Source organism: Staphylococcus sp. LKG3-1 (genome assembly GCF_048568385.1).
GTDB classification, from domain to species: Bacteria; Bacillota; Bacilli; order Staphylococcales; family Staphylococcaceae; genus Staphylococcus; species Staphylococcus saprophyticus.
Genome location: NZ_CP183796.1, coordinates 1,861,260 through 1,882,885, shown reverse-complemented (window position 1 = coordinate 1,882,885; position 21,626 = coordinate 1,861,260). Strand labels below are relative to the sequence as shown.

Below are 21,626 nucleotides of genomic sequence, written 5' to 3'. Positions count from 1 at the left end.
TATGCTTATAATAAGTAATATTTAATTTTTAAAAAATCAATGATGGTTGAAAAACGATAGTTTAGTAAGGAAGGTTAATATGGAGCATAAAGAGGGAAACTTAGAAATAATAATTAACCAATTCTATGATGCTACAGCGAATATTAATAAAGCAATTACTAACATGGTTAAAGAATTGGAACCAGGTCGTTACTTATCTTATGAACAAATAGAAACAATGTATTTTATTCAGCATAATGAAAAAGTATCGATTAACGACTTAGCAAATAAGCAACGTACTTATAAGACAGCTGCATCAAAACGTGTTAAGAAGTTAGAATACAAAGGTTATGTGCAACGAGTTTATTCTAATGATAAACGCACTAAATTAGTGAGTTTGACGCATAATGGAGAACGCTTATTAAAAGAAATAAAAAACAACTTAACAAAAGAAATAAAATTACTTTTATTAAGCTGTTTTGTTAGAGAAGATTTTGAAAAATTTATGTATCAGCTCATGAATTTTGAAAAGACATTTTTAAAAAAGTACTACTAGAGTAAGTTAATTTCACTAAATTAAAGTATCCGCTGTAACTTAGATATTTAAAAAAATAAAAATTTAACGTTTATTAATCGTAATCATATTAGTAAGAACATTGAGTCATTTATTATAAGAAACCAACCGCTACATATTTGTATTATACATGTAGATTGCTATCAGTTAATTCATTCATCCTAAAATTACTGTTCATATTGCTAAAAGATTATTGTAGTTACTATCCCAATATATAAAAATCATAAAATTTGTTTAGCCGGTTTCATATTGAAACCGGCTATTTATTAACCAAAAACCGCATCATAAATCGATAAGCAGAAGCGTATCACAAATAAAACTAAAAAATAAGTTGTTCATAACAAAAAGAAAAGAAGTATAATTTTGAAAATAGAAGAGTTCATTAAAGGGTATTTAAATCATCGGGTATTATTTATAGGTACTGGATTAATCTTAAGGTACTTAAATAATAGCTATAGTTGGGAAAATCTACTGCAACATATCTGTTATCAGTTAACTGGAAATAAAGAAATATTTTATGATTATAAAGATGAATGTCAAAAAGAAGACGCTTCTTATGATTTTCCAGCATTAGGAGAAAAGATAGAAAATTTATTCAATGAAACTTTAAAAAATGAAAGGGAAGGTGACTTTAAAGAAATCAATGATGAGTATTATAATTTAATGGAAAAAGGAATAAATATTAGTAGGTTTAAAATTGATATATCAAAATTATTTAAGAAACTAGATTTTAAAATCCATTTTGAATATGAATTTATTCATATGAAAAAGGCTAGAAAGAATATTGGATCAATTGTTACTACTAACTATGACAAATTGATAGAAAACTTATTCGAATTTAATCCTTTAATTGGTAATCAAATATTATTAAGTAATCCTTATGGATCAGTTAATAAAATACATAGCTGCATAAGTCAACCAGATAAAATTGTATTAACTAGTGAAGATTACAATAAATTCAATACTAGTTATGAACTAATTAGAGCACAGTTATTATCTTTATTTATTCATAATCCAATTATTTTTCTGGGTTATAGCATAAACGATGAAACCATAAGAGATATTTAAGAAACTATTTATAAATATGTAGATGTAAATAGTGATTTGTCTGAAAGAATTAGAAGGAACTTTTTACTAGTAGAGTTTGACGAAGGTTCTAAAAATAAAGAGGTTGTGGAACACGATATTCAACTAGAAAATAACAAAGTTATTAGAATTAATAAAATTAAAACTGAAGATTATAGTAGTATATATAAACCATTAGGCAATTTAGAACTATCAGTTTCTGCCTTGGATATACGTAAGGTTCAGAATGTTTTTAAAGATATTTATAAAGGTGGTAAAACTAGAGTTGAAATAACAGAAGATATAGATGATTTAAATAATAGTGAAAAAATACTAGCTATTGGAACTTCAAAAACGATTAAATATGAGTTTCAAACTGTACCAGAACTTATGCAAAAATATTTTCAGATAGAAGAAGAAGAGAACAAACAAATTCTTGATGTAATTAATAAGCAAATAATTCAAACAATAAATTTTTCCCAATTTATTGTTTTAGAAGATTAAAAAACATCTACTTGAATTCGAAAATAAAAATAATACATCATACAAAAAGTTATTGTGTGCATATGATTTGAAAAAATATAGTTCAAATGGAGTAATGGATAATGTGTAATAGTAGCGCCTTTAGAGAAAGCATTCAAAAAATGTATACAAAAAAAGATCTGAGAAAGCCTTAGGTCTTAAAAATAAGGCGCAGTTACAGAAAAGAATTGATAAACTAGTCGATATTTATAAGATTGATATGAAAAAATTTCAAAAAAACCCTGGAGAAAGTGAAAGAGCTGCATATAATTTTAATGGTATAGCTTTTGATATATTATGCGTCTTATTGAATAATATGTCAGACGATAAGTTACCTAATGCAATAATGGATGAAGATGTTAGGTTAAGAAAAGGGGCGATAGAGAACATAGATATTACCCAATATGCAAATTTTATTAAAAGTATTAAGAATGATATAGATAAAATTGAATTTAAACCATTAAGGTTACATATACATGCACAAAAAGCGTTCAAAATTATCGTACCCATACACGATGCGATTATGATTGAATGTGATGATAAAGAGACTGCACAGGATGTTGCCCAACTAATGAAAGATACAGCTAACCAATTGTTCAATGGTGAATTTGCGCATGTGACATTGGAAGAAATAGGAGGTGTTGACCATGAATAATGATAGAGGACAAAGCCTACACATTCCAAGTATTACACCACTTAAAGAAAATAATATATATGTAGCTACGTTACATTCTGTGATCCAAACAGATTTTTCAAATGAAGTAAAACACCAATTCACATATAAAATTAAAGTGAACAATCAAATTGTATATACGAATCATAATATTTCAACACAAGCGAGCACAAATCAGGTGTCATTCAATGATTGGCTTAAACGTTATAGTAACTATAGCGTGGGTTACAAAACGTATGAATCTTACATTGACGGAAAGCATTTAATCCATATTGATCAATATAATGGTAATTATTATGTACACGATGTAGCACTATTAAATGAAACTCGACGAATATTATAATGAACAGTATATTCGAAATGTTAACTAAAATAATAAGTGTGGCTAAGGAGGCAATTGACCGTCAAGGTCTGATTGCTATCCTAACTATTTCTGTTAATAATGACAATGAAATAGAAGAAACGGCTCAAGGTGAAATTGTGTATAACGAACTTATCGATCAGTTACGACTTAATATCCCAAAAGATACGGATTATCGACCTAACATCTATAGCTATTTTTGATATTAAGAAGAAACCCAATGACACCGTACTCATAGAAATGATGATAAAGGTTTTTCATATCAAACGCTTTAATTCAGAACGGTTTGTTTTCAAAGCTAACGGGTGGCAAAAGATAAATGGAGATGAATTACAAGGCATGATATCTAAAATGATATAAGTATTGCTTGTAGATTATAAGCCTTCATTAAGCATTCTAAGAAATGTCGTAGATGGATTGCAAAAACCCTCAGATACAGAAGAACTCAATGGGGATAAAGATTATATTGACTGTGGGAGAAACATGTTTAATCTAAAGACATTTAAAGTGGTTGAAAATGATACAAAAATATTCCCTAAGACACGATTAAATTTGAATCCAATATTACTTAACCATAGACAATGTAATACATACTTTTTCACAATGAAAAACCCCTCCAAAGGAAATGATTTTTCTCTCATTTGAAGGGGGTTTTGCTTATATTAAATTAGAAAAATAATGCTTTAACTACTCTGAAAAGAGAACTAAATAATTGAAAGATATCACCAGACATTAGATTAACCACCTTTCTCTAAATACCTATTAAAGACTAAGCTTTTTGAGTTTGAGTGAGCGTTTCACTTTGAACTAAATCATCGGCTAAATCGTACCAAAATTGTTGTAATTCTTCACGTGTACGTTTTGTATCTTTACTATCTTGTCCTACAAAATCGACATGATCCCAGTTATGTTTTGTAGATGTTACTTGCCAAATACCTTTTTGATTTGTATCTGTTGCTTCTGTGTAAGCTTGATTGAAAGGATGCTGGGATGAAATAACAGAAACTAAGCCATCATTTTCTCTCCATTCTTTTTCAGTAGCTTTACCAATGACATTTGCAGTAGCTGTGAATGGTAAGAAAAGATTATAGTCCGCTTTATATTTACCCGATAATGTAGAGTGTGTTGCTTCACCTGTATACGTTTTGTAAACGATATTAGGATTGAGTGATGTTTTACGGTTAAGATCTGTGGCACCATCGCGTGTTAAATCGTAAAAAGCATTATCTTTTGTTTGCCATAGTTTAGAAGTTTTAGCTCGTGAAAGGTATGATAAATAAGATTCTCCAGGTTGTTGTTTTAAACCCCATTGAGATAGACCGAAGTCTACACGAGAGTATTTATTACCAAGTTTTTTACCTAGATCAAACGCAATTTGACGAACAATGGCCTCATTACCCAATTTATCAGAGGCGTGTGTACCGTTGTGTGGTGTACCTAATGTGGTAATTGAAGAAACCATATTATCTTGACCACCTTGTAGTAAAGGAGAAATATCACCACCATGTGCTTTTTGATATTCAATTTCTTCTTGACTACCATTTCTTAATAATTCTTCTAATTGACGGACAGTTTGTCCTCCCATACTATGACCGACTAGATGTACTTTTTGGCCAGGTTGCCAATCTTTATAAACACCTTCGTATGTTTTACCGTAGCGTTCATGTCCATATCTTTCTGCATGTGCAGCACCATAATCTACAGTACCACCTTTAATATAGGAATAAAGTTCAACTGCACGGTCATAGTTACTACCAAACGCACTAATGCTTGCTTCATAAGCATTATAACCATTTTGTTCCAAGTCTTGACGAATGTTTAATTTATCTCCACCCCAATAATGTGATAAAATGCTAGGATTAATATCGTCAGTAAATCCATTAAAACCATGAACAAGAATAATTGGATCTTGATTTTTGTATTGACCTTGCTTAGCAGGTTTGTTTGTTTGGTCTTTTGTTTCCGTCGTACCTTGTTGTTGAGACGTATTATTTGTCGTGGCTACTGTATTGTTAGCTAACATCTCTAATTCTGCTGGTGAGTCTTTTTGATCTTTAGCACCTTTATTTCCAACAGTTTCATTTGCTGCATCATTGATTGAGATAGTTCCCTTTTTAATATTTAAAGTATTCTCTTTAGATGTAGTGGAATCTATTGATTGTTTAGTTGGTATTGTTTGTTTTGCTGCATTTGTATTTATGATACCATTGTTTTTTTCAGTAGACAGTGTTTCTACATCATTATTATCATTTTTTGTTGAATCGTGATTTACATTTGAATTATCTTCAGCTTTTGATGACGTGGATTGTAAAGTTTCTTCGGTTGGCTCTGATTGAATCTTTTCTGATGAATGATTGTCAGTTATTTTTGATGTATTATCTTTTGTAGATAGTGTTTTTGATTCATCAGTAGTAGTTGGTGTTATTGAAAGTTCTTGATTAGTCGCTTTCTCTGCTGTGGGATTTACATTTGTAGTTGTTTCTGTTGTGTTATCTTTTTTATCTGAAGTTTCTGTGTCTTTTTGAAGTGTGCTTTTAGTCGTTTCTTGTTTTTCAAGAGAAGGTGAATCCTCTCTAGTTAAGGCTGATTGAGAGTTATCGGAATGTGTTTCTGTAGTTGATGCTTCTGTAGCTTCAGTTGATTGATTTTTTGTAGTTTGATCAGTTAGGCGGTTTGTTGTTTCTTCATTAGTGTATGATTTATTCGTGTCATCATTAACTGAAGTTGAAGGTGTATTTTCATTATGTAAATTTTGTTGTTTTTCATTTTCATTAGTTACTGACTGCGATGTAGAGGCTGTTTGTTCGTTAGATTGAACTTTGTTTTGTTGTGTTTCCTGTTCATCAGCTTGTTTTTGATTATCACCAGTAGATTGCGCTAAAGTTGATTCAGAAGTACCCACTTTCTGATGTGTTTCTGTTGCCTGTGCAGCACCGCCGCCACCTCCCATAAATAGCAATGTCGCTACTAAAATGGATGATGCACCTACACTGAATTTACGAATACTGTATCTGTTTTCTCTATTTTTCATGAATAGCACCTCTATTAATTAGTTATTTAAATATATAAATTAGATAAAAATGTTGATAATTGCACGGGGTATAAATCCAAAGAACTTACTAAATACTGCTTTAACATTTTCCAAAACAATCACCCTTTCTTAAATCGATATTTTTAGGAAGCGCTTACAATCATAAAAAATTTCTATGTAAAAAGAAGTTACATACGAGACTTATAAATTACCGTTGGTGAGGGAATTTAAATATAGAGTAGCTCTAAATGAAAGCGCTGTCAATATTTTGTCACAATTTTATAAGTAAATATACGCTTTAAAAGCATATAGAGTTAAAATTTGTAAATAAATGATAAAACAAAAAGAACGGAAAACTAATGAAATAGTCTGCTTTTTGAAAATCGTTATTTTTATGTTTTCAAATGTAAATCCAAATTTTAAGCGAACGAGGTAGCGTAATACGTCTCCCTTTCCCAAGTAACATTTGAATAATCAAAACATTAACATCATCGAATTAAAAATAATCATAAGTAAAAAGACGGTATGATTAGCCTTAATCGAAATGTCTTTTGTACGCTTTATATAAACTAAAGATTTGTAATATTTTCTGTATAAACGGATGGCGGTGAATCCTAAGAATGGGAATTTAATAAAAATACAATGGTTCTAGGCTACTAATTCTCTGAATTTATAGAGGCTAAATCGCCTAGTTTTTGTTGAATTCGATTATTATTGCAATTTTTGCATGTGTTGCAGCTATTATAACTGCCATATATACAAGAAAAGCATATTTCACGCTTAACGCAGATAGTTTAAATGACCATTTGCATGAAATGTTCAATGGATTTCTTAAATATAAAGAAGAAATAGAAAAAGTAATGTTGATGTTTGAATATTAAATTAGTAAGCTTTATCAAGATATTAATAAATTTTTTAGATTTGTTACCAATTAATATGAAAACAAACAGAACATTGAATTCACATATAGACAATACTTAAAAAGAATACAAGAAAATTATAATAATTCGTTGAGAAAAAAGGTGGTTTTTTACTAATATAGGTAATGATGAATAAAAAAATATAATGATAACAAAATGAATTAGCTATATTTAATTAGAAGTACAGTGATTTTATCTATTATACAATTTTAATAATATAAATTCATTTACTTAATGAGATTTTTTAGCTAAACCACTAACAAGGGGAACGCGTCAAGAGATGGCAGATAAGATAGTTTTAGTACTCTGTAATTTTAGGTATAAGGTATATTATAACCGTTTTAGTCTATCCATCCATCGCCCACTCATTCTATTCTAGCTTATCCACCCGACGCAATTTTCTGACTCATTCCAGCTTTGCCTATCCACCTATCGCCCTTTTCCTTCGTCACTCGGTCATGGCAGTTTGTATTTCTTGTTCAATTAAGTCGATATGTTTACTGATCAAATTCCGTTGTTCATTCAAGAATTCTAGGTGTGCGCGTAACACGCTTGGGACATCTGTTTGGTTTTGATAAAGCATGTCTGTGTTTTTTCGGATTTCTTTTAATGGCATATTCAAATTGCTTAGGCACTGGATAAATTTAATCATTTCGATATCGTCGTCTGTGTATAAACGCTTGTTATTGCTATCTCTGTCGATGTGTTTCAAGATATTCTTTTTCTCGTAATAACGCAGTTTGCTTTTAGGTATATTGCAATAATCTGAGACATATTCAATGTAATATTGTTTCATGTAAGCATATCCTTTCTCTTAAACCAAGGTTTAACTGATATTGTACTCTATATAAACATGAATGAGGAGGAAATACAATGAAAAAAGCTTTAATTGTTGTAACAAACATTGCGAAATACGATAATTTAGACAGACCTACGGGTGCGTGGTTCTCAGAGGTTACGCACTTTGCGAAAGATTTCTATGACGCAGGTTATGATGTTGATTTCGTAAGTCCGAATGGTGGATATGTGCCTCTTGATCCTGTCAGTCTTAGCCCTGAAATGATGCGAGCTGAGGACTGGGAATACTATACGGATCATGATTATATGAACAAATTTGGACAAACTTTATCTCCAAAAGAGGTTAATTCTAGCGACTATCAAGCCATTTACTTTGCAGGTGGACATGGTGCGATTTGGGATTTTAGAAATAACAAAGAACTTAACGACATTGCGTTAAGTATTTACAATAACCAAGGCGTTCTCTCTTCTGTATGTCATGGTGCGGCTGGTCTACTCGACATTAAAGAAAATGGCGATTACCTCGTTCGTCATAAAGACGTGACTGGTTTTACAAATAGTGAAGAACAAGCAAATGGTACAACTGAATACATGCCATATTTATTAGAAGACGAATTTATTAGTAACGGTGCACATTTTAAAAAAGAGGATGACTGGAGCAATTTCGCAGTCGTAGATGGTCGCATTGTGACTGGTCAAAATCCTCAATCAGGACATGCTGTTGCTGAACGTGCTTTAAAAATCTTAGCTAATCAATAATTTCATAAAGGAGCGATACACATGAAATCATTAATTATTGGCGCTAATGGTGGCGTCGGTCAACATCTCGTACGCAAACTCAAAGCACGAAACGTTGACTTTACTGCCGGTGTTAGAAAAGAAGAACAAGTTGAAGTTTTAAAAGCAGATGGTATTGATGCAACTTACATTGATGTTGCAAAACAATCTATTGATGAATTAATAGAATTATTTAAACCGTATGATCAAATCCTTTTTTCCGTCGGTTCTGGTGGAAGCACAGGTGACGATCAAACAATCATAGTAGATTTAGACGGTGCAGTGAAAGCAATTAAAGCAAGTGAACACGTCGGTCGTCAACACTTTGTTATGGTATCAACGTACGACTCACGTCGAGAAGCGTTTGATGCGTCAGGCGACTTGAAACCATATACCATTGCAAAACATTATGCGGATGACTACTTAAGACATTCAAATTTAAAATATACCATCGTGCATCCAGGCGCATTAACTAACGATCATGAAACGCAACAATTCAATATGAGTGCGCAATTTGAAAATGTACAAAATCCGTCTATTACAAGAGAAGATGTAGCAGAAGTGCTTGTTTCTGTGTTAACTGATGAAGCATTAAAAGGTCACGAATTCCAAATCATCAATGGTGATTTGTCATTATCAGACGCTACGACTAAATATCTGGAGGAATAATAAATGAATAATCAACAAGTTGTACTTGCAAAACGACCACAAAGTATCCCTCAAGACGATGTATTTAGATTTGAAACAATAGAAACTCGAGAACCACATGCAGGTGAGGTTCAAGTAGAATCCATTTATGTATCTGTAGATCCTTACATGAGAGGCAGAATGAATGATACAAAAAGTTATGTTCAACCTTTCCAAGTGAATGAGCCATTACAAGGTCATATTGTTGGAAAAGTCACACAATCGAACGATGAACGTCTATCTGTCGGCGATTATGTCACAGGCATATTACCATGGAAAAAGATAAATACAGTGAATGGAGACGATGTGACCCCTGTGCCATCAAAAGATGTACCATTACATTTATATTTGAGTGTTTTAGGCATGCCGGGAATGACGGCCTATACAGGATTGCTTCAAATTGGTCAACCACAATCTGGCGAGACGGTTGTCGTGTCAGCTGCATCAGGTGCAGTAGGCTCTGTCGTAGGACAAATTGCTAAGATTAAAGGCGCAAAAGTTGTCGGTATTGCTGGTGGTAAGCAGAAAACAACATATTTAACAGATGAATTAGGATTTGATGCGGCCATTGACTATAAACAAGATGATTTCGCACAGCAACTCGAAGCGGCTGTACCAGATGGTATTGATGTGTATTTTGAAAATGTAGGCGGCGCAATTTCTGATGAAGTGTTTAAACACTTAAATCGATTTGCACGCGTTCCGGTATGTGGTGCAATTTCAGCATATAATAATGAAAAAGACGATATTGGACCACGTATCCAAGGAACGTTGATTAAAAATCAAGCATTGATGCAAGGTTTTGTAGTAGCACAATTCGCTGATCATTTTAAAGAAGCAAGCGAACAACTCGCACAATGGGTGTCTGAAGGTAAAATTAAATTTGAAGTGACGATAGATGAAGGTTTTGACAATTTACCTTCTGCATTTAGAAAGTTATTCACAGGAGAGAATTTTGGTAAACAAGTTGTCAAAGTCGCTGAAGAATAGGGGAAGACTATGAAAAATATCATCGTAAGACTCATATTTAGTTTACTGTTTTATAAAAGTGGTGTTGCACACTTTAAAAATAAAGATATGTTTTTAAAAATCGTGCCGTCCTATTTACCTTTCAAACACGCAATAGTTAAGTATTCGGGCATATTAGAATTTATAATTGCTTTTTATGTACTCGGTGCTAAAAATAGATCACGCGTAAGAAAAGTAGTACAAGGATTCCTTTGGCTCGTATTTCCTGCAAATATTTACGCTGCACGTAAGAACATCTCTTACAAAGATGAAAGAGATGAAACGGATAGTGTTAAGCAGCATGTCCTTCGTTTACCATTACAATTTGTCATGGTCGCACTTGCGAAACTATTATAAGACTTATCATAGCCACGCCTGGAACATTACTTTTTGTTCCAGGCGATTTTTTAATATTTACACTTAAAATCGACGTATATCAAATGATTCTCTTGACAACGCTTATGTGCTCTTTGTTTAAATAAGCTCATATCAGACATTTACTTTTCAATTTTTCTATAGTGATAAGCTTCTAAATTAAGAAAAGCATAAGTTAATTTGCGTGTATGAGTGTAAGAAGAAATAAAAAATGTATTTTATCATGTGATACTATCGCAACATTGTAACATTAATATAATAACGTGACCTGTAAGACAAATATGAGGAGGGTTTTTATGAAAAAAGTTTCTAACTTTATTTTAGCTAGTAGTTTAGTTTTGGGATTTTTCGTAACGCCCGAATTATTTAATATCACTCAAGCACATGCGCAAGAATCTGTGAAACCTTATTATAGTTACAGTGGTTATACAGCAAATCAAAGTAATTTTATTCTAGATAAGAATTTTAAAACATCTCAAAAAGCTGATAACTTCAAGATTAATAATCACAAGATTACTAAAAATGCATTAGCTAAAAATAATAAAGATTTACACGATCCAACATATTACGGGGTTTCTAATCATAAAACGAATGGTGTTTTCTTCTTATTAGACGGTAAGTCAGTGAGCAAAAATAATTATTGAATCATTACGGTGAAGCAAAGTATACATCTACATCAGCCTGAGCCAAAGAATATATGTATAAAATTGGAAATGATGACTTTTAAAATATAAAGTTGTAGTAGATACATTGTAAAAATAAACTTAAATTGCTCAAATACTTTTCAATAATATCAAGATATATATTAAATCGAAAGTGATTATATAGTACCAAAGCAAATATGGTACGAATTCCAGATTATACAGGAAAAGATAAAGAATTTTTTATACTAGTGACATCATTAAAGCAAGTAAGATTATTCCTTTTTTAGTCAAATTCTTGTGGTTTGATAAATTTATTGATTAATTATTATAAATAAAGATTGAAAAGCTTTAAGAAGGGTATAATTTTAAATAAGAGACTTGGAGCTCTTGTCAATTAAGATAATGAGCAAGTGAGCTCGTTAAGTTAAAGATGAGCTGAGGTAAAGTTTACCTGCTCATCTTTTTCTATTTGGAGGCTAAATATATGAAAAAAATATTATTAACAGGCGCTTCGGGATATATCGGTAGTCACTTAATGAATAAATTAAAAGATAACTATGAAATTATAGCTATTTCTAGAAATATAGAAAATAAATCAAATGAACACAATGTTACTTGGAAGGCAGCTGACTTGTTTGATTTAAATGAAATCACTGAGGTAATGGAGGATATTGATATCGCTATATATCTTGTCCATTCTATGATGCCTTCAGCTAAGTTGACGCAGGCGAGCTTTGAAGATATGGATGCATTATTAGCTGATAATTTTGCTAAAGCCGCAAGTTATAACAAAGTTCAGCATATTGTATTTATGAGTGGTTTGATACCTAATACAAGTGAATTATCACCACATTTAAGAAGCCGTTTAGAGTGCGAACAGATTTTAGGATCATATGGTGTACCAGTAAGTACTTTAAGAGCGGGTTTGATTATAGGCTCTAAAGGAAGTTCTTACCCTATATTAAAAAAATTAGTGGATAGATTACCTGGCCTGTTACTGCCAAAATGGGCTTATAATACAACATTGCCAGTTGCAATAGACGACGTGATTGACGGTTTATATAAAATTGTAGAGCGTAATCCAAATGAGAACGAATCGATAGATATTGGTGGACCTAGTCATATGACTTATAAAGATCTATTCAAGCAAACTGCAGAGGTACTAGATAAACGATTACCTACGATAGATTTGCCTATTATTCCCATTTGGCTAAGTAAATATTGGGTGAAACTTATTTCAGGTGTTCCAAAAGAAATGGTCTATCCGTTAATGGATAGCTTAATTCATGATATGATTAGAAATGATGAAAATATTGTGAAGGACATTTCTATAGGCAAGATTGATTATAAGGAAAGTGTGCGTAATGCCTTGGAAGAAGAAACTAAGACACAAAAGAAAGGGAAGTCATCACGTAAGGGCGATATTAAAGATGTTAGAGCAATATCAAGGGTAGTCTTACCTAAAGATGTAAATATGATTCAATTGGCAGAATCATATGCAAATTTTTTAAATAGAATTACATTAAATGTCGTTAATAGTGATTTTAACGAAGATAACTTTACGATTAGTGTGCCGTGTTTAAATAAGGACTTATTATTATTAAGTAAAGATTTTAAAGCTTCTAATAACGAGAGAATTTTATATCGAATTGTTGGTGGAGATTTCGCTTTAGATTCAGATGGTGGTAATGCGAGATTAGAGTTTAGAAGATTACCTAATAGTGACGCATGTATCATAGCGTTACAAGAATATGAACCGACGTTACCTTGGTGGGTATATAAGTATACCCAAGCAAAAGTTCATAAAAGTGTAATGAATCTTTTTAAATTCAAGATTAATAGCCAAAAAACTAATAAAGGAGAATACTTTAATATGAAGAAGTTTATTTTGCCAATTGTTATTACAGGTGCAATTGTTTTGAAAGTATATGGATTGAAAAAGTATTTAGCTAGAAAAAATAACATGTCTAATGCCGAACTATAGCTATTAGATATAATAGCTAGTTACTTTTACAAAAAAAGAGGGGATCAACTATGAAAGCAAACGAGATAATTAAAACAATTATAAAAGTTATAACACCAATTACAGGTGGTAAATTTATAGGGAAATTTGCAGTGAAAAACGCGAGAAAAGATTATAAAAATAATGTTAAACCACCTTTTTCACCACCCGGCTATGTCTTTCCAATTGTGTGGCCAATACTTTATACAACGATGGGCGTAGCTTATGCATTAGTGACTAATAAATCTACTAGTAAGGCTTTGAAAGGTGCTTATTACTCACAATTAAGCCTGAATTATCTATGGTCGATATTATACTTCAAATATAAATTACGCTTTAGTGCGTTGATAGAGAGTGTTGTATTACTGGGCGCAGTAGTTACAACAACTGTAAAATTTTTCAATGTAAAAAAAGTTGCTGGCATTTTACTAGTTCCATATATGCTTTGGAGCGCTTTTGCTACTTATTTAACAGCTGGTAATTGGTATTTAAATAAAGATAACCCAAGCTATACAGCGAAATCTGAGCATTAAATTGATGAAAAAGATTATATATATTGCGCTATATTGGTTTATAGTTCAAATGATTATTGCTCAACTTGGTACTCGTATTAGTTATAAGTTCTTAGAAAAAGATAATAAGTATTTTCGAAGTTGGAATTTTGAACAAGAGGGTCAATTATGGCAACAATTAGTTAAAGTGCAATATTGGAAAGATTATTTGCCAGACGGTCAAAATCTTAACCCGAATATCAATAGTAAAGCGACTTTCGATTTATCTAAAAATATGAATGATATACAGCGATTTATATTAGAAACTAGACGTGCAGAGGTGGTTCATCTGCTATCCATATTTCCTGTTATTGCGTTTTTTAAAGCGTCAAAAAGCGTTAAAATAATTAATTTTATATATGTCATTATAGCTAATGTGCCTTGTATGATTGTTCAGCGCTATAATCGCCCTAAGTTAATACGTATTTATAATAAATTACAAAAAAGAAAAGGTGATTAAATGGGAAATAAGAAAGTGGTTGTCATAGGAGGTGGCTTGGGAGGGATTGCTAGCGCAATTTGTATGGCTCAAGCAGGCTATCAAGTGGATTTATATGAACAAAATAAGCATATCGGTGGAAAGGTAAATAGGTTAGACATAGATGACTATGGATTTGATCTCGGTCCATCAATTTTAACCATGCCTAAAGTATTTCAACGCCTATTTCAACGATGTGATGAAAGGCTAGAAGATTATGTTAGCATTCGTAAGTTAAGTTTACAGATTAGAAACGTTTATCCAGATGGTCAAATTTTAGATTTATATGAATCCATGGAAGATATGTTAACAAATAATGAATCGTTAACAAATAAAGATATAGAGCAACTTTCTTCGTTTTTTAGTTACGCACAAAAGATACATCAAGTTGCTGAAAAAAGCTACTTTGATAAGGGATTAGATACGATGTTTGCAATTATTCGTTATCATGGTCCATTTTCAGCTTTAAAGCAATTCGATTATTTTCATACAATGCAACAAGCCATTAATAAAAGGGTAGATAACCCATATTTAAGAGAAATGCTAGGTTATTTCATAAAATATGTCGGCTCCTCATCTTATGATGCTCCGGCTGTATTGAGTTTATTACCTCAAATGCAACATGAGGAAGGTTTGTGGTACGTAGATGGTGGCATTCATAAGTTAGCTGAAGCGATGGAACAATTAGCGAGAAAATTAGGTGTGGGCATACATTTTAACACCCCTGTAAAACGTATCAATTATAATAGTCAAAATAAGGTGACAGGGATAACAATAGAAAGTAATAAGGAAATATATGCAGATTACGTTATATCTAATATGGAAGTAATCCCTGTTTATAAGTATTTATTGAATTTTGATGCAAACCAAATAAACAAATTGGAACGTAAATTTGAGCCAGCTAGTTCAGGTTATGTCATGCATCTTGGTGTGGACAAAAGTTATCCAGAGCTTCAACATCATAACTTTTTCTTTTCAAGTAATTCTAAAGTTAATTATGATCAAGTTTTTCACCAGTATGTTTTGCCTGAAGATCCGACTATTTATGTAGTGAATACAAATAAAACAGATAAGACACAGGCGCCAGAGGGACACGAGAATATAAAAATATTGCCACACATACCGTACATTCAGAGTAAGTCATTTAGTGAAGCAGAATATCTGCAATTCCAAGAACGTATATTGGATAAATTAGAGTCCATGGGCTTGAAAGATTTGAGAAAGCACATTGTATATGAAGACGTATGGACACCGCATGATATAGAAAATACATACAATTCTAATAAAGGAGCTATATATGGTGTAGTATCCAATAAGAAGAAAAATAAAGGTTTTAAATTTCCTAAAAAAAGTCAGTACTTCAAAAATTTGTACTTTGTAGGTGGTTCTGTAAATCCTGGCGCTGGTATGCCTATGGTTACTTTGAGTGGTATGCAAGTAGCAGAAGCTATTATTAATGGAGAAAGTAGTTGAGGCTGAATGATACTTTATATAATAGCAATAGTATTGACGATACTATCACTAATAAGTGGAATGTGTATGTATGCGTGTCGAGCGATTATAAATAACTCCGGAAAAGGAAGAGGTCAGACAGCCGTCAGTGTTATTGTACCTGCTAGAAATGAAGCGGAGAACTTACCTAAATTACTTAACAGTATAAGTAAAGAACAAGAAATAGAAGTAATTGTTATGGATGATGGTTCAACTGATGAGACACAAGTTGTCGCTAGATATTATGGTGCGAGCGTATATACTGTTGAAAATGATACTACATGGCAAGGTAAGTCACATGCTTGTTGGCAAGGTAGCAAATATGCAACGCATGATTTATTAATGTTTGTTGATGCTGATGTTCAGTTTGCTTGTGATGATAGTATTCAAAATATAGCCAATCAATATGATTTACAAGGTGGTAAAGGTTTGTTGTCAATACAACCTTATCACAAGATAAAAAAGCTATATGAAAATATATCGGCGATTTTTAATTTAATGACAATTGTAGGTATGAATCAATTTTCAATCACGAAATCAGCAAATAATGAGCAAGGCGCGTTTGGACCAGTCCTTGTGACAAATAAGCAAGATTATAAATTGACACAAGGACATTTGAAAGCTAAAAATCAAATCATTGAAGGCTTTGCAATAAGTAAAGCATATAATCAGCAAGGTTTGCCAGTTAGTTTGCATGAAGGCCAAGGCGTAGTGAATTTTAGAATGTATTCTCAAGGATATAAAGCGCTATTAGAGGGTTGGAGTAAACACTTTGCACTTGGCTCTCAAGTAACTAAAAAGTCTACGCTTACGTTTGTATTTTTATGGCTATTTGGTTCACTTACAACAGTTTTAGCGATAATTTTTTCAATTAATTTAGGCTCGTTATATATATTATTAGCTATTACTCTATATTTTATATATGCGATACAATTTCATATATTTATTCGAAGAACAGGAAATTTTAATATCGTTGCGAGTTTATGTCATCCACTGCTCTTCATATGCTTTGTCGTGATATTTTTTAAATCATGGTTAGATATCAATGTATTCAAACGTATATATTGGAAAGGTCGTAGAATAGATTTATAGCTTATTTTTTTATACAAATGTCAAGAAGTTCTAGGCTTACTGAGGAGGCCAATAAATGAATCAATTAGAGAGAGATTATAACCATTGTCACAATATAATGAAAGAACATTCAAAAACGTTCTCATATGCCTTTGATTTTTTGGATTTAAAAAGGAAAAAAGCAATTTGGGCTATTTATGCAGTTTGCAGAATTATAGATGACAGTATTGATGAATACAAAGACCTTGAGCAATTAAACGGCATAGCTAGAGATTTAGATGTGATTTATAGCGATTGTGATTATATTCAAGCGTATCAAAGTGATGCAGCTATTATGAATGCTTTAAGTAATACATTGAATACATATTCAATACCTAAAAAACCTTTTGAATCTTTAATTCAATATGTGAAGGAAGATTTAGTTTTAAAAGAAATGAAAACTGATTCAGATTTATATGAGTATAGCTATGGTGTGGCAGGTACTGTCGGTGAATTGTTAACTCCTATATTAACTTCATCAAATGAAAATAATTTCGAGCAAGCTGAAGAAGCTGCGATTGCTTTAGGCAAGGCAATGCAAATAACTAATATTTTAAGAGATGTCGGCGAAGATTTTCAAAATGGAAGAATTTATCTAAGTGTAGAAAAATTAGCTCAATATCGAGTTAATCTACATTCTATATATTATGAAGGAGTTACGCCAAATTATATAGAACTATGGGAAAGTTACGCTACAGAGTCAGTTAGGTTATATGATATTGCATTAAACGGTATTAATTATTTTGACGAAGAGGTACGTTACATTATCGAATTAGCTGCGATAGCTTATCATGAAATACTTGTGGAAGTAAGGAAGGCAAACTATACGTTGCATAAGAAAGTATATGTAAGCAAATTGAAAAAAATGAAAATTTATCGTGAACTTAGTGCGAAATATAATAGGAGTGAAACATTATGAAGATTGCAGTTATAGGCGGCGGTGTTTCAGGTTTAGCTGCAGCTTCAAGATTAGCAGCAAACGGTCACCAAGTAGATTTATATGAAAAGAACCAACAAATAGGTGGCAGGATGAATCAAATCAAGCAAGATGGCTTTACATTTGATATGGGACCAACCATCGTAATGATGCCTGAGATTTATCGAGACGTTTTTAATTACGCTCAAAAAAATATGAATGATTACTTGGAAATTAAACAATTATCACATATATATGATGTTTATTTTAGTGAAACAGATCAAATTCGCGTTCCTACTGATCTTGCTCAATTAAGAAATATGCTTGAAGGTATTGAACCTAACTCTACATATGGTTTTATGTCCTTTTTAACAGATATATACGAAAGATACGAAATAGCACGAAAATATTTTCTAGAACGTACGTTTAGGAAACCTACGGATTTTTATAATCCTTTTACTATATATCAAGGTATGAAACTCAAAACATTTGATAAAGCAGATAATTTAATTGAAAAATATGTTGATAATGAAAAAATCCAAAAGATTTTAGCGTTTCAAACATTATATATAGGTATCGACCCTAAACGAAGCCCGTCATTGTATTCAATTATACCCATGATAGAGTTAATGTTTGGCGTTCACTTTATAAAAGGTGGTATGTATAGCTTTGTCAGAGCGCTTCAAACGCTAAATGAAGAATTAGGTACTCAAATTTATACCAACGCAAACGTTGAAGAAATTATCATTGATAGTAGGTATAAGCGTGCGGAGGGACTAAAAGTAAACGGACATATAGAAAAGTATGACAAAATAATTTGTACTGCTGATTTTCCATATGCTACTTCATCTTTAATTAAAAATGAACATCATCCTAAGAAGTATACGACACAGAAAATTGATAATATGGACTATTCTTGCTCAGCCTTTTTAATGTACATAGGGGTTGATAAAGATTTATCTGAAGATATCTTGTTACATAATGTTATATTTTCAAAGGATTTTGATAATAATATCAATGAAATATTTTCCGGGGAAATATCCCAAGATCCATCAATATATGTATACGCTCCTAGTGTGGAAGATCAGTCGTTAGCGCCAGAAGGTCAAACAGGTATTTATGTGCTGATGCCCGTTTCAGAATTGAAAACAGGTGATACGGATTGGTCTGATGAGTCAACAATCACACAAGTGAAAGATATTATTTACAATAAGCTTTCTACGATTAAAGCGTTAAAAGATTTGAAAAAGCAAGTTGTGACAGAAATTATTTATACGCCTAAGGATTTTGAAGGAGATTATAATGCTAAATTTGGAGCAGCCTTTGGTTTAATGCCTACTTTAGCGCAAAGTAACTATTACAGACCGCCTAATGTGAGCAGAGATTACAAAAATTTGTATTTTGCTGGAGCTAGTGTTCATCCAGGGGCAGGAGTGCCAATTGTACTGACGAGTGCTAAAATTACAGTTGATGCTATGTTAGAAGATATTAATAATGGTATATAAAAAACGGGAGTGGGACAGAAATCAAATTTTCTAATATAGATTTCGTAGTCCCACCCCGGCAAGGGTGACTAGGATTGAAAAAAGCTTGATATAATCGCATTTTCAATTCAGTCACCTACTGCCAAATTGAAAACGAGCCTGAGACATCTATTTATGTCCCAGGCTCGCCTTTTTAACTAATCGAACGTAATGGTTTGTGGTGCGTCTAATTTTTTATCGTTCATAATTTTTATGGATTTTGGTATTACTTTAATTACACACAAGTTTGGATCATCCTTAGAGTCAAAAAAGGACTTATCTTGTTTGTTCCAAATCCAATCAATAGTCTCTTGATCTTTCAGTATTTCAACATTAGCATCAATTTCTAGAAAACTACGATTATTCGTTTCATCGTAACCTATAAGTACGTGAGCTTTGGGATTATCTTTAAATTCAGCAATTTTTTTAGACTCAATGCTTGTCTTAGTATAAAGTGTGTGTCCATCATTATAAAATACCATGTATCTACTATTAGGTATATTGTTATGGGCAGTAGATAGGACACCTATTTTTGATGTATTTAATATATTTTCAATTTCATTTTGTAATTGTTTGTTATTCATAATTTAATCACCTCTGATAATAATATACCCTGAAGTTGCCTATAATATGTAAGGTATTAAAATTTATTTTATTTTTTAGTGAATTATACAAAAGTTAAAACGGGTATATGATTGAAAACACAATCTTAAGTTAAAGGACAATTATAAAGTGAATTTGTATGAAACAAGCTGGGAGGCAATAAAATGCATTTAGGAGTCATACTTAACAGAGTTTTTAGAACGAAAGATAATCCACTTTTTCAATATATAGTGAAGCATCAAAATGAGATAAATAAATTGTATTTTATCTTACCTTTAGAAGATTTAACTGACGCATCAGAAGTAAAACGTGACTATTACTATAAAGTTGTAAAAGGATTTGTAAATGCTTTAGATAAGCATGATATACAACCTTATATTGTCACATACGAAAAGCTAGGTGAATTAGCAGAAACATTGGCGTTATCTCACGTATTAGTAGCAAAAGATATTATGAGTTATCACAAAGAAATATATGACTATCCTCATGTAAAAAAGGCTTTTGAAAATCACCAAGTTACAGTAATTGGACAGCGCGTGAATCATTATTTTGAGCCAACAAAGACTTTTAATAAACAGCAACAGCCTTATAAAGTATTTACTAGTTTTTATAAAGCAAATCGTCAGGACTTAGTACACACCCCTAAAAAAAGTTATCAATTTAAGCAGTTGTCTCAAATTGCGGAAAAGGGTTCAAATCAAAGTGACTTAAAATTTGAAAATAATAAAGATATAGAAAAGTTAGCGCGTAAAGCTTGGGATGATTTTTTAAATGGTGACATAGCTCATTATGATAAATTGACTGACGATGTGTCGCAGGATTTTGTAAGTGGATTAGGTAAATATTTAGCATATGGACTACTCGATATTCGTGAAATTATAAATGATTTACTTGAAGATTATGAGAGCGATGAAAAAAATTTTGAAGCTTTTATAAGAGAGGTTCTATTCCGTGAATTTTATTATGTGTTAATGACACAGTATTCAGAAACGGCAACTAAATCTTTTTCTGAAAAATATCGAAACATGCAATGGTCGTATAATAAAACACATTTTGAAGTATGGAAAAAAGGTCAAACTGGTTACCCAATCGTTGATGCTGCAATGAAGAAGCTGAATCGTACAGGATATATGCATAATCGCTTACGAATGGTCGTATCACAATTTTTAACGAAAAATTTATTTATTGATTGGACTTGGGGGGAGGAGTACTTTAGACAGTATTTGATAGATTATGATAATGCATCTAATGTACATGGATGGCAGTGGTCAGCATCAACTGGAACAGATGCAGTGCCTTATTTCAGAATGTTTAATCCTATACGTCAAAGTGAGCGTTTTGATGCGCAAGGGTATTTTATTAAAACACAGCTAGAAATATTTAATGATGTGAGCAGTAAATACATTCATGATCCAACTAAATATAAAGACAAGTTACAAGAAATTTATCATATTGAAATTGGAAAAGATTATCCACAGACTATCGTGAATCATAAAAATAGTAGAGATTATGTTATGGATAAATTTAAGCAATTTTGA

Annotated in this window: 20 protein-coding genes and 3 pseudogenes; 20 read left to right on the top strand and 3 right to left on the bottom strand. The window is 31.8% G+C overall.

The window, feature by feature from the left end; genetic code table 11:
• Window positions 1-79: 79 nt before the first annotated feature.
• From ACM595_RS09355 to ACM595_RS09330, 6 genes and pseudogenes are all read left to right on the top strand, one after another.
• Entirely contained in the window at window positions 80-535 is a 456-nt protein-coding gene (locus tag ACM595_RS09355) for a MarR family winged helix-turn-helix transcriptional regulator (RefSeq protein ID WP_002483600.1), read from the top strand.
• A 381-nt stretch (window positions 536-916) separates the two neighbouring features.
• Window positions 917-1,621, top strand: a complete 705-nt coding sequence (locus tag ACM595_RS09350; RefSeq protein WP_041080253.1) for an SIR2 family protein — start codon at window positions 917-919, stop codon at window positions 1,619-1,621.
• Between the two features lie 36 nt (window positions 1,622-1,657).
• Window positions 1,658-2,122: a hypothetical protein gene (locus ACM595_RS09345; protein ID WP_313646436.1), complete on the top strand. Its 465-nt coding sequence runs from the start codon at window positions 1,658-1,660 to the stop codon at window positions 2,120-2,122.
• A gap of 205 nt (window positions 2,123-2,327) precedes the next feature.
• Window positions 2,328-2,582, top strand: a pseudogene (locus tag ACM595_RS09340) (DUF6038 family protein); the annotation flags it as partial.
• Window positions 2,583-2,787: 205 nt separating this feature from the next.
• Window positions 2,788-3,156, top strand: a complete 369-nt coding sequence (locus tag ACM595_RS09335) for a phage major tail tube protein (protein ID WP_041080249.1) — start codon at window positions 2,788-2,790, stop codon at window positions 3,154-3,156.
• Window positions 3,156-3,729 (top strand): annotated as a pseudogene (locus ACM595_RS09330) (DNA primase); the annotation flags it as partial. The gene ACM595_RS09335 and the pseudogene ACM595_RS09330, both read left to right, overlap by 1 nt.
• Window positions 3,730-3,943: 214 nt before the next feature.
• Here ACM595_RS09330 and lip read toward each other — a convergent pair.
• The gene (lip, locus tag ACM595_RS09325; RefSeq protein WP_002483590.1) at window positions 3,944-6,205 is read right to left on the bottom strand and encodes a YSIRK-targeted triacylglycerol lipase; all 2,262 of its coding nucleotides are present in this window, start codon (window positions 6,203-6,205) and stop codon (window positions 3,944-3,946) included.
• A 695-nt stretch (window positions 6,206-6,900) separates the two neighbouring features.
• On the opposite strand from lip, the gene ACM595_RS09320 reads away from it, so the two are divergent.
• Window positions 6,901-7,086: a hypothetical protein gene (locus ACM595_RS09320; RefSeq protein WP_041080245.1), complete on the top strand. Its 186-nt coding sequence runs from the start codon at window positions 6,901-6,903 to the stop codon at window positions 7,084-7,086.
• 487 nt (window positions 7,087-7,573) lie between these two features.
• Here ACM595_RS09320 and ACM595_RS09315 read toward each other — a convergent pair whose 3' ends face one another.
• Window positions 7,574-7,921 carry a MerR family transcriptional regulator gene (locus ACM595_RS09315; protein ID WP_037538708.1) on the bottom strand — a complete coding sequence of 116 codons (348 nt, stop codon included), beginning with the start codon at window positions 7,919-7,921 and terminating at the stop codon, window positions 7,574-7,576.
• 77 nt (window positions 7,922-7,998) lie between these two features.
• Here ACM595_RS09315 and ACM595_RS09310 point away from each other — a divergent pair, with 77 nt between their 5' ends.
• The 12 genes and pseudogenes from ACM595_RS09310 to ACM595_RS09255 all read left to right on the top strand — a co-directional run bounded on the left by ACM595_RS09310 (window position 7,999) and on the right by ACM595_RS09255 (window position 19,467).
• A complete protein-coding gene (locus ACM595_RS09310; RefSeq protein ID WP_002483588.1) occupies window positions 7,999-8,682 on the top strand; it encodes a type 1 glutamine amidotransferase domain-containing protein in 684 nt (227 codons plus the stop codon).
• A gap of 21 nt (window positions 8,683-8,703) precedes the next feature.
• A complete protein-coding gene (locus tag ACM595_RS09305) occupies window positions 8,704-9,369 on the top strand; it encodes an NAD(P)-binding oxidoreductase (RefSeq protein WP_002483587.1) in 666 nt (221 codons plus the stop codon).
• 3 nt (window positions 9,370-9,372) lie between these two features.
• Window positions 9,373-10,377, top strand: a complete 1,005-nt coding sequence (locus tag ACM595_RS09300; RefSeq protein ID WP_002483586.1) for an NADP-dependent oxidoreductase — start codon at window positions 9,373-9,375, stop codon at window positions 10,375-10,377.
• A 9-nt stretch (window positions 10,378-10,386) separates the two neighbouring features.
• On the top strand, window positions 10,387-10,752 hold the full coding sequence (locus ACM595_RS09295; RefSeq protein WP_313646434.1) for a hypothetical protein: 366 nt from the start codon (window positions 10,387-10,389) through the stop codon (window positions 10,750-10,752).
• Between the two features lie 314 nt (window positions 10,753-11,066).
• A pseudogene (isaB, locus tag ACM595_RS09290) lies at window positions 11,067-11,452 on the top strand (immunodominant staphylococcal antigen IsaB family protein); the annotation flags it as partial.
• A 446-nt stretch (window positions 11,453-11,898) separates the two neighbouring features.
• Window positions 11,899-13,398, top strand: coding sequence for an NAD-dependent epimerase/dehydratase family protein (locus ACM595_RS09285; protein WP_002483583.1), 1,500 nt, complete (start codon window positions 11,899-11,901; stop codon window positions 13,396-13,398).
• A 50-nt stretch (window positions 13,399-13,448) separates the two neighbouring features.
• On the top strand, window positions 13,449-13,949 hold the full coding sequence (locus tag ACM595_RS09280; RefSeq protein ID WP_002467556.1) for a TspO/MBR family protein: 501 nt from the start codon (window positions 13,449-13,451) through the stop codon (window positions 13,947-13,949).
• Between the two features lie 4 nt (window positions 13,950-13,953).
• The gene (locus tag ACM595_RS09275) at window positions 13,954-14,427 is read left to right on the top strand and encodes a glycosyl-4,4'-diaponeurosporenoate acyltransferase (RefSeq protein ID WP_069826003.1); all 474 of its coding nucleotides are present in this window, start codon (window positions 13,954-13,956) and stop codon (window positions 14,425-14,427) included.
• On the top strand, window positions 14,428-15,918 hold the full coding sequence (locus tag ACM595_RS09270) for a phytoene desaturase family protein (protein ID WP_419744274.1): 1,491 nt from the start codon (window positions 14,428-14,430) through the stop codon (window positions 15,916-15,918).
• Between the two features lie 6 nt (window positions 15,919-15,924).
• On the top strand, window positions 15,925-17,028 hold the full coding sequence (locus ACM595_RS09265) for a glycosyltransferase (RefSeq protein ID WP_194375877.1): 1,104 nt from the start codon (window positions 15,925-15,927) through the stop codon (window positions 17,026-17,028).
• 55 nt (window positions 17,029-17,083) lie between these two features.
• The gene (locus ACM595_RS09260; RefSeq protein ID WP_419744273.1) at window positions 17,084-17,965 is read left to right on the top strand and encodes a phytoene/squalene synthase family protein; all 882 of its coding nucleotides are present in this window, start codon (window positions 17,084-17,086) and stop codon (window positions 17,963-17,965) included.
• Window positions 17,962-19,467: a phytoene desaturase family protein gene (locus ACM595_RS09255; RefSeq protein ID WP_075340024.1), complete on the top strand. Its 1,506-nt coding sequence runs from the start codon at window positions 17,962-17,964 to the stop codon at window positions 19,465-19,467. The genes ACM595_RS09260 and ACM595_RS09255 overlap by 4 nt, the downstream gene beginning before the upstream one ends.
• Window positions 19,468-19,643: 176 nt before the next feature.
• Here ACM595_RS09255 and ACM595_RS09250 read toward each other — a convergent pair whose 3' ends face one another.
• Window positions 19,644-20,069, bottom strand: coding sequence for a pyridoxamine 5'-phosphate oxidase family protein (locus ACM595_RS09250; protein ID WP_037537388.1), 426 nt, complete (start codon window positions 20,067-20,069; stop codon window positions 19,644-19,646).
• A 183-nt stretch (window positions 20,070-20,252) separates the two neighbouring features.
• On the opposite strand from ACM595_RS09250, the gene ACM595_RS09245 reads away from it, so the two are divergent.
• On the top strand, window positions 20,253-21,626 hold the full coding sequence (locus ACM595_RS09245; protein WP_069821805.1) for a cryptochrome/photolyase family protein: 1,374 nt from the start codon (window positions 20,253-20,255) through the stop codon (window positions 21,624-21,626).